Below are 12,799 nucleotides of genomic sequence, written 5' to 3' on the forward strand. Positions count from 1 at the left end.
TATAAAGGAGCTAACCATGAATACAGTTAAATTTCAGAATTCAAATGGTCAAGATATTACCATTGCAGCAAATATTCACTATCCATCAAACTTTGATGAAACACAAAAGTACGTAGCAATTGTTGTTGCTCATCCGGGTGGAGGCGTAAAAGAGCAGACCGCAGGTTTGTATGCGTCCAAGCTCGCTGAACAAGGTTTTATTGCAATTGCATTTGATGCTTCTTACCAAGGCGAAAGCACAGGTTTACCTCGCCAGTTAGAAAACCCTTACATTCGCACAGAAGACATTAGTGCCGTGATTGATTATCTAACCACCTTAAGCTATGTCGATGAAAACCGTATTGGGGCAATGGGTATTTGTGCGGGCGGTGGTTATGCCGCAAATGCTGCAATCAATGACCGCCGTATTAAAGCAGTAGGTACGGTAAGCGCAGTGAATATCGGCTCTATGTTCAGAAATGGTTGGGAAAACACAGTTAAAGATGCAGATGCTATTCCATATATCCAAGCGGGTTCAGATGCGCGTACAGCAGATGCAAATAGTGGAAATGTTGCAACCATTCCGCTTGCACCTTTAAAAGAAGAAGATGCACCGAATGAAGAGCTTCGTCAGGCGTGGGAATATTACCATACGCCAAGAGCTGAGCACCCTAACTCACCAGGGGTTGCAACAGCCCGTAGCTTAACTCAAATTATTACTTACGATGCTTATAACAAAGCCGAAGCTTTCTTAACTCAACCATTAATTGCAATTGCTGGAAGTGTTGCAGGTAGTAAATGGATGAGTGAAGACCTAATTCAGCGCGCTGCAAGTCAGGATAAAACTTTACATATTGTTGAAGGTTCAAACCACATGGAGTTATATGACATTCCTAAATATGTAAATGAAGCTTCGAATGTACTTGCAGATTTCTTTAAAATGAAATTGTAAAATTACCACTATTCATTTGATAAAAGCCCGTTAATGGGCTTTTATTATTTAAGCGGAATTTGCTCATTTTATTGAAAGAACAATATTGCTTTAGACAGAAAATACCCATTTATAAACCAAACTTTAACAATAACTTCCTCATTATTTAGCCTTCCTTTTTTAATGATCTAATTTAAAACAAATGTCATTTTGCGTGCTTGACTGAAACAGGGCGGGCTACTATCCTTTGCCTGCTGGCCACATTGCCAGTCGGTTTTAGCAGACCGTGATGAAAGATCGCATCAGAGTTATTCCGTCTGAGGGATACTCTTATGTGTAAACTCCTAGTCTCCTCCCGTAGCGGTAGGACGGGAGAGGGACACCTTCGGGTGTGCTGGTTATATCTTTCACCAGTCTGCTAACCCTCTTCCGTTCTGCCACCATAATTTTAATGTCTGGCAGAACTCCCAATAAAAAGGAGTTGGCTTTGCACATCCATTATTTCTTGGCAGCCTTTGCCAAAAGCTATAACGACACAACTTAAACATTTAAAGCAGTTTGATCGCCGTAAGGTTTTTCAGGCTTTAATTCGTCTTAACCAAAAAACTTAATCAACAATAAAACTTGAGATGTGCCAAGCACAGTCTTTATGGGCTTTGCCATGCCTTTTTTCTCCCAAAAAACGGCAACGGTTTTTATATCTCATTTATATACAACAAGAATTTTATATAACGGTAAAACTATGCCACATTCAGATCTTCCACTTCGAGCTTTAAGCGTACTGCACACTTCAAGATTTCTCTTTAATAAATACGGCTTTCACAATGTCGGGGTAGACCGAATTATTGAGTCGGCGAAAATCCCCAAAGCGACTTTTTATAACTACTTTCATTCAAAAGAAAGGCTAATTCAAATGAGCTTAACCTTTCAAACAGATGGTCTTAAACAAGAAGTGATTTCAATCATTCATATTCAAAAAGAATTAACCCTAGTTGAAAAACTGCGAAAACTTTACTTTTTACATGCCGACTTAGACGGGCTTTACCATTTGCCGTTTAAAGCTATTTTTGAAATTGCGAAAACACATCCAAAGGCCTATCAGGTGGTCGTTGACTACCGAAATTGGTTTATTAATGAAATCTATAAACTGCTTTTAACAACGAATGAAAATGCTTCAAAACAAGATGCACACATGTTTTTGTTTGTGATTGATGGAGCAATGGTTCAGCTTTTAGATCCCAACAAACCAGATGAAAGAAAGCGGTTGCTTGAGTATTTTTTGTTGGGGTTTGGGTAATTTTTTGATTATTTAATAGCCTAAGTGTTTAAGGGTTATATGTCATTTTTAGACAAAATTGATGTCATTAGCACACAAGTCAAGCCAATATAAATATGTTGAAATCAGATTTATCAAATGGGACTGAAATAAATCAGTAAGCCCAAAATTATCGATATTTATTAAATATAATTTATTAATTTTTGGTGGAGGAGATTCAAAAACTATCAGAGTTAATAAATATTAAATTGAGCTAGAAATAATCGTTATACCAAGTTTTTAATTATAAAAATATAAAACTTGGAAAGTGATTAATTATATTTAAAGGAAAGAATTCTATGTATATATCTAAACAAGGATGTATAGGTACACTCGTGCTTTTATATAGCATAAGTGCAAATGCAGAAATTAGCCTAAAAGATAATTTTAAGTTCACAGCTAATTTTATTGATTTAGCGATGTATAGCCAAGAAAGTAATGTAGATGACAATTTTACTAATTCAGCAGGTTTGTTTTTAAATACTGAAATTAAATTAGCGAATGAAAGTCAGGATTTTGGGGTTTTAAAAGCACAATATGTGTTTAATGGTTTAAATGATGATGCACAGCTAAATACCTCAAATAATTGGTTTGGCGGAGTAGGAAGTTATGTCGGTGGAGCAATTGCTGCCAATGATTTGGCTTCATCCCAACTCAGTTTGCTGACTTGGGATAAGTATTGGAGTGATAAGAAACTCTATACTTCCGTTGGGCGTACCAATCTAAGACGATATTTCCTCTATAACAATTGTCAAAATATCCTGTTGTGTACTGACCCGATTAAAGGCGCAATGGGTTCATTGCCGACTAACTATGCGTATTGGGGTGGTTATGCCAAATATAATTTATCAGACCATATCTATATGCATGCAGGGGTTTTTGAGGTCAACACAGATGATTATGTCTATAAGAAAAAAGGACTAGATTTTTCCTTTCATCATCAGCTAGGTTACAGCCAAGTATATGGTGTGGGATATAAAGATAAAAATAGTAAAGCAGAGCTATTATATTTTTATAATAATTCTGAATATCGTAATGCATATACTCAAGAAAAATATGATGGTACAGATGGTTTAAATTTTAGATTTAATCATGATTTTAATAATCAGAATATTCCAACTGTATTTGGTGCTTACTCATATATTGATGAAAAAAACCAGCCTTATAAAAATTATTGGGAACTCGGATTAAGCTACAAAATCAATCAAGGTAAAAATCATTTAGGCGTTAAGTTCGGTCAGTCTCAACTCAATGATGATTATGTTTTAATGACAGAGAAAATTAATGGCAATAATAATAAAACAACCTCTTTTCTTTCTTTAGATACCGATATTAATTACAAACGCCTAACTCTAAGCCCATTCGTACAATACATCTGGAATCCAGATAACTACTACCGCTCTACAGGAAAAACCTTCAATAGCAATGTGATTGTCGGTTTAGTCACTCAAATTAAGCTCTACTAAGGGAAAAAAGATGAAGATTACAAAAATGAGCCTACTGTTCACTGGTCTATTCGTCAGTAGTGTCGCTTGTGCTGAATATAGCTGTCAGCAGTTGGAACTAAAGGACTGTCCAACGACCGTGGATAAAAAATTACCTGACCCACATGATATGTTGACATGGACGCAACAGCAAAGGGTGGTGGGCTTTCGAAATACATTCCGTAGTTATGATGGCAGTGTTTTTCACCCTGATAAGAAAAACGTGCTTGCACTTCCAAAACTAAAGAACAGCATTAAAAATAAGGATATCCATTACTCGGTAGATGACAAAAATTATAATTTAAATGATTACTTAAAAAATCAAAGTGTTGCAGGTTTGATCGTATTAAAAGACGGCAAAATTGCTTATGAATATTATGGACAAGGCAACAATGAAACGACTCTATGGACTTCTCGTTCAGTTGCAAAGTCTATTGTGGCAACATTAATTGGAGTCGCTATTCAACAAGGTAAAATCAAATCGGTAGATGATCCAATCATTCAATACTTACCAGATTTAAAAGGAACTGCTTGGGAAAAAGTATCCTTAAAACAGCTTTTGCAGCACACTTCGGGTGTTGAGTGGAATGAAAACTATAAAGATCCAAATTCAGATTTTGCAAAAATGACCTACTGTGAGGCAGCTAATAATCCAGATGCTTGTGTCTATAAAAATGTGAAAAACCTTAAAGCGAAATATGAACCGGGAACGGTATGGTCATATAGCACAGGTGGGGCATATCTGGTGGGTAAAGTGTTAGAAGCTGCTACACATGAAAATATTGCTAAATACCTAGAAGATAACGTCTGGAAACGGGTAGGTATGGAGCGAGAAGGTGTTTGGCAATCTTATACCCGTAATCAAGTTGACATGGGTGGACATGGGTTTAATGCAACGTTACGTGATTATGCGCGTTTCGGACAATTTATATTGAATGAAGGACGTGTTTCTAATGGAGACAAGATGTTACCCGATGGTTGGACAGCCCAAGCGACCAAATGGAATCAAGCGAAAGGCTCTGTCTCAGAAAGCTACCCAAAAGGCATATATGGTTTTCAATGGTGGAATTCACATGCCAAAAAAGGTTCGCCATTAAGCACACAAAATTCTGATGAAACTTTCTGGGGACTGGGTATTTTTGGACAGATGTTAGCCATTAACCCTAAAGACAAGATTGTCATGATGCAGTGGAGTACATGGGAAACTGCAATGCCATCCGCTGAGCTTGATAATGAAAAAAGTTTATTTTTTAATGCGGTAACTCAGCATCTTACCGAGCAAAAATAAGTGATTTTCTATAGCTTAGATTGTCATGAAATTTTAACTTGATATTTAACTAAGGTAATTTTAGAATCCGCCCAACAAATTTTTAGGAGCTTCAATGTGAGTACTTGCTCGAGTGACGGTAGTCGATCGGTAATAGTCTAAGTATCCACTGAAGTCCTGACAGACCTCTTTTTGTGGATACAAGAAGAGGTTTTTTATTTTCATCTTTTCATTTCTATTATTAACCCATGATTTATTCATGACGGGTTGCAGTACTTGCATGTGCTCCATGACTTATGGGAGTGATGCCAGTGTTATTTACTTTAAAGAAACGCTCACTTATTTCTGGTTTCTGTTTATTTGCATTATCTAACGCTAGCCATAGTGGACGACCTATGGTTGTGGACGATGCTGCTCTTGTTTCGCCAAAAACTTGCCAACTAGAAACTTGGGCGCAGCATAACCCTGACAACAAAGAATATTGGGCAACACCAGCCTGTAATTTTGGTGGAAATTTTGAATTTGCGGTAGGGATGGGAAGAGTAAACGATGATACTGAGCACGTCAGTTATGCAACTTTACAAGGTAAAACCTTATTAAAACCCTTAGAAACGAATGATTGGGGAATCGGCTTTTCTTTTGGCACACTAATAAATGCTAAAGATTCTTCAAAAAAAGATTGGACGGTTAATGTTCCTTTAAGTGTTTCTACATTGGATGATAAGTTTTTAATCCATGCCAACCTTGGTTGGTTACGTGAAAATACTACGCATAAAAACCAAACTACGTGGGGAATTGGAACCGAAACACAACTTACTCATCCATTAACACTCACTGCCGAAGTATATGGTAATGACCGAAATGATGCCTTTTACCAAACAGGTTTTCGATACATGGTCTATAAAGACCTTGTGCAATTAAACGCAAGTTATGGCAACCAAATGTCTCATCACAATAATGCTTTTTTCTCTGTCGGATTTGTATTTCTAACAAAGCCATTTTTACCTTAATAACTTAGAAATATCTCAAAGTTCCCTTCAGAAAGTGCTCTTTTAAAACATAAAAGAGCACAGTAAAAATAAGTATATATTTCATATAAGGAAACTTTCTCTCACTTCTTTTGATTTCATCTAAAACATAGAGTAAAGTTCGTTCACAAGATATTAAATAAAATGAATGGCTTGTTATGAATATTATAAAAGGTACTAATTTTTGGAGATTACTTTCTATTATATTAGGTTTTATTATTTTTCTAGGATTGTATTATTTTTTTATTGTATATCCTAAGGATACAGAGCAAGCCAGAATAAGATTTTCAGAAGAAGTCATGGCTTCTTTTTTTTGGATGGACTTATCTGATGAAGTGGAAATAAACAGTATTATTTTAAAAGAGGGCCTAGCGTTAAACCAAATTAATGATGAGATATATATTAACGATTTGAATGGTTTAAGCTCATTTTATGTTTGGAATGGTGAACATAAAGAAATGAAAGATGTCTTAAATAAATATTCTGAGTATTCATATTTTGGTAATAAGGGCATTCGAGGATTATGCTTAAAGCTTATGTTTGTACAACAATATAATCAAAAAATTCAGCAGAAAAATTATTCTTCACCAAGGCTATTAGCATCAAAAAATATTAATAAACGTAATCTGGAAACTATCTCTCCATGGTTAAATGATATGAAGGCTTTTGATGAGTTTTATAAAGCTAAACACATGATTCCAAATTGTAAGATATAGATATGGCTTCTAAAAACTTTCTGTCTACTATTGCACTGAAAAGTAAGGAGAACAAAGGAAATATAGCTATATGTTCTATTCTTTTTATTATTCCTTTATTTGTATTTCCTGCTTATCCTAAAAATGAATGGCAGTATGAGCTATATCAATACATCACACAAACTATGCATGTGACTGTTGGTACGAAAGGCCCATTACCGTTTTTTACGATTCTTTATAGCCTTTATATAACCATAGTCATGTTCTTTGTTGGTTGTGTTATCTGCTATTTTTTTATTAAAAAATATGGGGTTAATAAATATTATCAAGAAGAAATTTATAAATTCTTTTTCAAAGCCGAATTTGAGTCTTCAAAAAAATACCCTTGGTTAGAGAAACCTTTAATCAAAAAGATTTTAGTCTCAAGTACATTTGCTGGGTGTTTTGTCATGGGAATTATTCATTTTATTGAGGATGATATTACTCACCAAAGGCCTAGACGTAGGGGGGGACTCATATCATTTAGTTATAACTATAGAGTCGGGGTTATGTTTTGGGAAATAGTAAGCACAGCCTTTAGTATTTTTCCTATTTTTTATTTTGGTCTTTTATTTCTATATATCATTAATTATTTTTTTCGCGGGTTAGGTACAGGTAAGGTGGCTATTCCTTTAGAAGTGCCAAGCAAAAAAAGAAAGAGAACTAGGAAGGTGTGATATTTTCCTTTTGAACTGATTAAACACATTTCACTCAACCTATCAATAAATGTGACAGAATCTAACTTTTTATATCATGTAAATACGACTATCCTAATTGAACTTGAGCACATCCTTTTGAAGTGTTCGTTTTTTCGTTAGATTTTTAGGTATTTAAAAAATGAATAAAATGCACGTAACTTTAGCGGTCATTATTGGTTTAATTGTTGGTGGTGTAATAGGCGCTCTTGGTTACTCTAAAACTGCTGCACGTTATGACGCAATGACTACAGCCTGTGTCATGGTAAATCAAGCGGTTGAACATAGCATCTTGAAACCAGAACAAGTGAAAGAGCTAGGTGAGCTAACAGGTCAAAGCCTTAAAAAAGATTATGAGTCAGTTGCATCCAAATTTAAATTCTCTGAAAAGCAATTAGGTAACGCATCTGAAGGTTCTAATTGTAGCCAGTTTATTGTTGGGGTAAATGCCGCAAAATAACCTAGAGTAAGCCCACAAACTGTGGGCTTTTTTATGTAAGGCTATTTAGTGTGGCTACAAGATCAACTGAACATATTATCTACAGACTGCTATAATAATGAACATCAGAAAATTTAATCTATAAGCTTGCTCTAAAGGCAGGCTTTTTATATGTGCAGGCAAATCTGCTAGGAAATATGAAACGTTATTTAAAACCAACTCAATCAACAACTTCCACTTGGACCACAGAGCAAGACTGCTTCTTGATCGAAAATAACTTTCTTTCAATTCAGGAACTCATTGAACAGTTACCTTTTTCTGAAGAAGAAATACGAGTGCGCCGAGCTGTTCTTGGTTTAGTGAGACGAGATAAACAGATGAAAACATATTAATTTTACCAAACGGTCAAAATAATATGAAAATAAATGTTTCTAATTATCTCTATTCAACCATTCATTTTTGCGGATGAGTTATCAAAACCATAATTTTTTTAGGTATTTTTATGGTGCACTTTACATAAAGTTCTAATTACTTACAAAGCACTCCAATAAGGATACCTTTAATTACACTACTTTAAGCATAATCAAAGACAGAAAACATTCATAGATCAGCACTTTATAACAATAGTACGGAGAGAGGTTAATGCCAAAGTATCTAGCTGTAGCCGAAAAGGTTTATAAAAATATTAAAAAAGATAGCTTATTCACTGATGACATTACTCAGAACCTTAACTGTTTAATTAGTCAAATTCGAAAAGCTATTAAAGGAACGGAGTTTAAGCTCAAGTTCAACTATATAGACTTTGAAGAAAACTTAACGAAACCGTTAAGTGAGTGCAAGGTCCAGATTGATTTGAGTGTTATGCCGAAGTTTGCAAATGAAGGTGAGTATCTTCTTTGGTTAGCTGGTTTTATCGAGCGAATTACGGAAGGTGGAAAACCTAAATTGCCACCAATTTCGCATTTTTTACCGCCAGGTTTTAAGATGTCGAAAGATGCGTTTCCTGTGACTGTTGCTCCTGTAAAAGAAGAGCATGCTGATATGATCATCAATTATTTTAAATCTGAGGATTTTATTAAAACTAATAAAACTCCTTCATAAAAGAATATAGAAGTGAACGTCCACCTTGCTTCTATATACTGCTGGTTTTTAAGTTCAGCGACCGCCTTCTGGGGCGGTTTTTTTTACTCAAAAAATAATGACTGAGTTAACTTTCTTTTTGAGTAAAGGCATATTTTTGAGAATATTAAATGTATATAAATTTACTCGGAATTAACTGATTTTATTATATAACAATGGCTTGTATATATCTTTTGATAAAGAAATATATACGCTTTTCACATAACCAATGTGCTAAGTAACGCAATTAAACATTTAGCTGTTCATAATCTTTAAAAAAGAGAGATGAATGATATGAATGAAAATGCAGAGCTTATAAAATATATAGACGTTGCTGAAAACGTCTATGAACGTGTCTATGAGAACAACCAAGTTTCCAATAATTTGATTGTTAACCTTAACCGCATTATGGCAGAAATAAAAAAGCAGGCCGAAGAAAAAGACCTAAAGTTGAAATATAAATCGATCGATTTTGAATATTGCTTGAGCTTACCTTTAGCAGATCGAGATATAAAAATTGACCTCAGTTTGATTCCTCACTTTGAACACCGTGATGAATGCATTTTATGGTTAACCAACTTTATTGGAAAAATTAGTGTGCCTAAAAAAATGACGAAGCAGAAATTGAGTTTTAATTAAATTTTAGATTTTAAAGAGATATATGAATCGTCGCTAAAAGATTAACAACACCGACGTTTAAACAGTTATGCTTTATTGCAGATCGACATTTCATAATTAGAAAATGACAGAGCGCTTAAAAATGAAAAAGCTTGCAATAACCTTTGCTGTTTTGGTCCAACTATCGACCTATGGCTTAGCCAATGATTCTACGGGTTACGTGGGTACAGGTGGGATTCAATATCTCAAAAATTCGCAGATTGCCATGCAAAGCGAAGATCTATTTATTAGTAAAAAACGAATTAAAGTCGACTATCTCTATAAAAACCTAAGCAATAAAGATGTCACTGAAACGATTTTATTTCCGTTACCACGCATTGATAATTTCTTTGAGTCTGACTTTGCTCACACTGAAGAGCTTTTAAAAAGTTTTAATATTGTGGTGGATGGTAAAAATATTAAACCAGAAATGCACGTGCGAACGTTTATTCAAAAAGATGAGAGATCACCGCTGATTGACGCAACAGATGAGTTTAAGCAGTGTGGTTTTATTGAAAAAGACATGCTTAATCCGTGGCTGCGTAATAACGATGATTATGAGTATTATGTAGATAAGCTAAAGAAGTGTAATAAGCCAAAAATACAGAAAATTTTAGCCAATTTTAAAAAAGATGATGTGATTCCGTGGTCATCTCAATTGATCTATAGTTGGAAGCAGACCTTCAAAGCCAATAGTCTGACTAAAATTCAGCATGAATATAAACCTTTGGTGGGTGGTTCTGTTGCTCTCTATCCAGACGAATATAACCAGCAATTTTGTATGGATAAACAATTTAAGCAGGGCTTAAAAAAAGCCAGTTCAGAAAATTCGCCGTTTAGTGCTTTGGGCTATATTTTGACGACGGGTGCAAATTGGGCAAAGCCGATTGAAAACTTTAAGCTCACCATTGAGCGCGATAAAGACGAACTGGTTTCATTTTGTTGGGATGGAGAAGTTAAAAAGATTAGTCCAACTCAATTTCAAATGACTAAAACCAAGTTTGTACCAAAGCGAGATTTAGATATTATTTTTGTCAAAGTTAGATAAGCTCATACAAACTCTAAACTGTATAAAATTGCATCACTCTTGATTGTGTGACATAACTTAATGATGGCACATAATAACAAGAGGATGCCGCAATGTTGCTTAAGGGAAAAGTGGCTGTCATTTTTGGAGGCAGTGGAGCAATTGGTACTGCAATTGCGAAGGTTTTTATTCGTGAAGGTGCACATGTCTATTTGTGTGCAAGAGATTTAAATAAACTTCAAAACATTGCGACACAACTTCATCAACTTGGAGGTGCGGTTCATACGGCCAGCGTTGATGTGTTAGACAGTCAGTCAATAAATAATACCGTGGCTCAAATTGCTCAAGATACAGGTGGGCTAGATTTGGTCATCAATGCCACCAGTTTTATACATAATCAAGGCAAAGAAATTTTGGAATTAAATCTTGATGAGTTCGTCGGGGGAATAAATCCATTTCTTACAGCTCAGTTTAATATATCTAAAGCTGTGGTGCCTTTTATGGGCGGCGATCGTGGCGGAACAATGATTTCTATTGTGGCACCTTCAGCTCGGATGGCAATACCGGGCCATCTGGGGCATATTGTGGGCTGTGCCGGAATCGAAGCTTTTATTAAAGCACTGGCTAGTGAGTTAGGCCCTAAGAATATACGAGTACTGGGTGTTCGCTCACATGCAATTGTTGATGCTGTTCAAGCTGGTTCCTACACGCGTGAATTATTTGAGTCAAAAGCACAGGCAATGGGACTCAGCATAGGACAATGGCTTGAAGGTGCGGCTCAGGGCACTATGCTAAAACGGTTACCGACACTTTCACAAGTTGCAGAAACTGTCGCTTTTCTTGCCTCGGAGCATGCGAACTCAATGACAGCAACCGTGGTAAACATGACCGCTGGTGCAATAGTTGATTAGTACTGAGCTTGATATTAATGATAAAGATTTAAATCGATTTAAATAAAAATGAATAAATGGCTAGCCTAATCAGGCTAAGAACTTACATACTATAAAAGTGAAGGAATTTTTAAGACAGGATGAAACGTGAATTTAAAGAATCTTGAAGCATTTTATTGGGTTGTGACTTTAAATAGCTTCAATAAGGCTGCGACTAAATTGCAAACTACCCAGCCTGCGGTATCTCAAAAAATCACATCTCTTGAAAATGAATTAGGCTTTAAAGTTTTAGATCGAAATTATCGGCAGTTTAAACCGACTCATAAAGGCTTAACTTTATTTAAGTACGCCGAAAAATTTATGCGCCTAGAAACAGATCTGGTGGCAGAGCTTACCGAAAACCAGCACCTGACTGGTACCATTCGTTTAGGCGTTTCCGAAACCATTGTTTATACGTGGTTGGTCGAATATATCGAAAAGGTTCAACAAGAGTTCCCAAAAATTTCAGTGGAAATTGTGGTAGACCTGACACCTAATTTACAAGAGGGCGTTCGAACAGGTGACTTGGACATGGCTTTTTTGCTTGGGCCAACGTTGGCTTTTGAGTGTATTGAACAGGCCTTATGTGATTTTGAATTAAGTTTCTTGGCTTCACCTTCATTTAAAGGTGGTGTAGCTCAAATGTCATTTAAAACTTTAATGTCACATACCATTTTAACTTACCCCAAAATTACCTATCCCTATAAAGAATTGAAAGCCAGAATGAAAGAACAAGGAATTGATGAACCACTCTCAATTACCAGTTATTCATTAGCGACTTTATTGCGTTTAGCTGAGCAGGGCCTAGGTATTGCTGTGGTGCCGACCTTAACCGCGCTAAAAGAAATTACCGACGGACGACTAGAAATATTAAATACACCTATTCAGTTAAAGACGTTTCATTTCACCTCAATCTACATTCAAGGAAATGATGTTGCCTTGAAAGAAAAACTAACTGAAGTTGCCGTTAGGGTGTCGGAAAGTGCCATGAAAAGCCTCAATGAGAAAATCCAAAAATAAGCGAGACTTTTATTTCTCATAAAATATTTTTTCTTATTTTAAATAGGCTGCTTGCGTGTAAAGTCATAAAAGCAGCTTATCTCATTCAATAAGTAAAACTTATCCTGCTTTTTTAATAAGATATAAACCTTTTAAAATCAAATGCTTGAATTTTTAATTTTATGTAAAAAGTCTT

Annotated in this window: 14 protein-coding genes; all 14 read left to right on the forward strand. The window is 35.4% G+C overall.

Annotation, left to right across the window (positions count from 1 at the left end; translation table 11 throughout):
- Positions 1 to 16: 16 nt before the first annotated feature.
- The 14 genes from F886_RS08760 to mumR all read left to right on the forward strand — a co-directional run bounded on the left by F886_RS08760 (position 17) and on the right by mumR (position 12,624).
- Positions 17 to 931 carry an alpha/beta hydrolase gene (locus F886_RS08760; RefSeq protein ID WP_005303880.1) on the forward strand — a complete coding sequence of 305 codons (915 nt, stop codon included), beginning with the start codon at positions 17 to 19 and terminating at the stop codon, positions 929 to 931.
- A 721-nt stretch (positions 932 to 1,652) separates the two neighbouring features.
- A complete protein-coding gene (locus F886_RS08765; protein ID WP_034591300.1) occupies positions 1,653 to 2,207 on the forward strand; it encodes a TetR/AcrR family transcriptional regulator in 555 nt (184 codons plus the stop codon).
- Between the two features lie 317 nt (positions 2,208 to 2,524).
- Positions 2,525 to 3,691 (forward strand): carbohydrate porin, encoded by a 1,167-nt coding sequence (locus F886_RS08770; protein ID WP_005303886.1) that lies wholly within the window; start codon positions 2,525 to 2,527, stop codon positions 3,689 to 3,691.
- A gap of 10 nt (positions 3,692 to 3,701) precedes the next feature.
- Entirely contained in the window at positions 3,702 to 4,997 is a 1,296-nt protein-coding gene (locus tag F886_RS08775) for a serine hydrolase domain-containing protein (RefSeq protein ID WP_005303888.1), read from the forward strand.
- Between the two features lie 284 nt (positions 4,998 to 5,281).
- The gene (locus F886_RS08785) at positions 5,282 to 5,986 is read left to right on the forward strand and encodes a hypothetical protein (RefSeq protein WP_034591021.1); all 705 of its coding nucleotides are present in this window, start codon (positions 5,282 to 5,284) and stop codon (positions 5,984 to 5,986) included.
- Positions 5,987 to 6,162: 176 nt separating this feature from the next.
- A complete protein-coding gene (locus F886_RS08790) occupies positions 6,163 to 6,720 on the forward strand; it encodes a hypothetical protein (protein ID WP_005303892.1) in 558 nt (185 codons plus the stop codon).
- A 2-nt stretch (positions 6,721 to 6,722) separates the two neighbouring features.
- Positions 6,723 to 7,415: a hypothetical protein gene (locus tag F886_RS08795; protein WP_005303893.1), complete on the forward strand. Its 693-nt coding sequence runs from the start codon at positions 6,723 to 6,725 to the stop codon at positions 7,413 to 7,415.
- Positions 7,416 to 7,575: 160 nt separating this feature from the next.
- Positions 7,576 to 7,893 (forward strand): hypothetical protein, encoded by a 318-nt coding sequence (locus F886_RS08800; RefSeq protein ID WP_005303895.1) that lies wholly within the window; start codon positions 7,576 to 7,578, stop codon positions 7,891 to 7,893.
- A gap of 176 nt (positions 7,894 to 8,069) precedes the next feature.
- Positions 8,070 to 8,264, forward strand: a complete 195-nt coding sequence (locus tag F886_RS08805; protein ID WP_034591023.1) for a hypothetical protein — start codon at positions 8,070 to 8,072, stop codon at positions 8,262 to 8,264.
- Between the two features lie 250 nt (positions 8,265 to 8,514).
- Entirely contained in the window at positions 8,515 to 8,973 is a 459-nt protein-coding gene (locus F886_RS08810; protein WP_005303898.1) for a hypothetical protein, read from the forward strand.
- Between the two features lie 312 nt (positions 8,974 to 9,285).
- Positions 9,286 to 9,630, forward strand: coding sequence for a hypothetical protein (locus tag F886_RS08815; RefSeq protein WP_005303900.1), 345 nt, complete (start codon positions 9,286 to 9,288; stop codon positions 9,628 to 9,630).
- A gap of 121 nt (positions 9,631 to 9,751) precedes the next feature.
- A complete protein-coding gene (locus tag F886_RS08820) occupies positions 9,752 to 10,696 on the forward strand; it encodes a DUF4424 family protein (RefSeq protein ID WP_005303901.1) in 945 nt (314 codons plus the stop codon).
- A 92-nt stretch (positions 10,697 to 10,788) separates the two neighbouring features.
- Entirely contained in the window at positions 10,789 to 11,586 is a 798-nt protein-coding gene (locus F886_RS08825; protein ID WP_005303903.1) for an SDR family NAD(P)-dependent oxidoreductase, read from the forward strand.
- A 126-nt stretch (positions 11,587 to 11,712) separates the two neighbouring features.
- On the forward strand, positions 11,713 to 12,624 hold the full coding sequence (mumR, locus tag F886_RS08830; protein ID WP_005303905.1) for a LysR family transcriptional regulator MumR: 912 nt from the start codon (positions 11,713 to 11,715) through the stop codon (positions 12,622 to 12,624).
- The last annotated feature ends 175 nt before the right edge of the window (positions 12,625 to 12,799 follow it).

This window comes from Acinetobacter sp. NIPH 542 (assembly GCF_000369825.1).
GTDB lineage: Bacteria > Pseudomonadota > Gammaproteobacteria > Pseudomonadales > Moraxellaceae > Acinetobacter > Acinetobacter oleivorans.

Bases quoted from the DNA above. Each gene is read 5' to 3' on its own strand.
- F886_RS08825 (WP_005303903.1), top strand. From the start codon at position 10,789: ATGTTGCTTAAGGGAAAAGTGGCTGTCATTTTTGGAGGCAGTGGAGCA.
- F886_RS08765 (WP_034591300.1), top strand. From the start codon at position 1,653: ATGCCACATTCAGATCTTCCACTTCGAGCTTTAAGCGTACTGCACACT.
- F886_RS08800 (WP_005303895.1), top strand. From the start codon at position 7,576: ATGAATAAAATGCACGTAACTTTAGCGGTCATTATTGGTTTAATTGTT.
- F886_RS08815 (WP_005303900.1), top strand. From the start codon at position 9,286: ATGAATGAAAATGCAGAGCTTATAAAATATATAGACGTTGCTGAAAAC.
- F886_RS08770 (WP_005303886.1), top strand. From the start codon at position 2,525: ATGTATATATCTAAACAAGGATGTATAGGTACACTCGTGCTTTTATAT.
- F886_RS08805 (WP_034591023.1), top strand. From the start codon at position 8,070: ATGAAACGTTATTTAAAACCAACTCAATCAACAACTTCCACTTGGACC.
- F886_RS08760 (WP_005303880.1), top strand. From the start codon at position 17: ATGAATACAGTTAAATTTCAGAATTCAAATGGTCAAGATATTACCATT.
- F886_RS08810 (WP_005303898.1), top strand. From the start codon at position 8,515: ATGCCAAAGTATCTAGCTGTAGCCGAAAAGGTTTATAAAAATATTAAA.
- F886_RS08795 (WP_005303893.1), top strand. From the start codon at position 6,723: ATGGCTTCTAAAAACTTTCTGTCTACTATTGCACTGAAAAGTAAGGAG.
- F886_RS08790 (WP_005303892.1), top strand. From the start codon at position 6,163: ATGAATATTATAAAAGGTACTAATTTTTGGAGATTACTTTCTATTATA.
- F886_RS08785 (WP_034591021.1), top strand. From the start codon at position 5,282: ATGCCAGTGTTATTTACTTTAAAGAAACGCTCACTTATTTCTGGTTTC.
- F886_RS08775 (WP_005303888.1), top strand. From the start codon at position 3,702: ATGAAGATTACAAAAATGAGCCTACTGTTCACTGGTCTATTCGTCAGT.
- F886_RS08820 (WP_005303901.1), top strand. From the start codon at position 9,752: ATGAAAAAGCTTGCAATAACCTTTGCTGTTTTGGTCCAACTATCGACC.